The organism is Mesorhizobium sp. M4B.F.Ca.ET.089.01.1.1 (assembly GCF_004022605.1).
Classification (GTDB): Bacteria; Pseudomonadota; Alphaproteobacteria; order Rhizobiales; family Rhizobiaceae; genus Mesorhizobium; species Mesorhizobium abyssinicae.
Genome location: NZ_RZOS01001569.1, coordinates 1 through 394 on the forward strand (window position 1 = coordinate 1; position 394 = coordinate 394).

Below are 394 nucleotides of genomic sequence, written 5' to 3' on the forward strand. Positions count from 1 at the left end.
GCAATGTCCAGACCAATCCGAGGCCTGCCGCGGCCACGCATCGATAAGAGGACCGACGCCCTTCTCCTTTGCCGCCGCTGGAGAACAGGTACTTGATCAGCGCGGCCGTCCCGAGGACGAGCACGACGACGACAAGCAGCCACACCAGGCCCATGCCGAACATCATCATGCCGCTCATGCATTCCATCATCGAAGCCTCCTATTCCGTGGCGTAGACGCCGCCGGTCCCGTCAGACTTCCGGATTTCGAGAATCTCGAAGGGCGCTTCCTTCGTGCCACTCATGCCGGGGGAGCCCATCGGCATGCCGGGCAGCGTCATGCCCTTTGATGTCGGGCCGCTCGGTCAAGAGCTTGTTGACCGTGCCGACCGGCACATGGCCGCTCACCACATAGC

1 protein-coding gene and 1 pseudogene are annotated in these 394 nt (G+C 62.9%); both read right to left on the minus strand.

Annotation, left to right across the window (positions count from 1 at the left end; all coding sequences use genetic code 11):
• Positions 1-190 (minus strand): hypothetical protein (locus EN780_RS38325; protein WP_128276684.1); only part of this gene is annotated, 190 nt, incomplete at its 3' end.
• Positions 191-199: 9 nt separating this feature from the next.
• Positions 200-394 (minus strand): annotated as a pseudogene (locus EN780_RS38330) (DUF411 domain-containing protein); the annotation flags it as partial.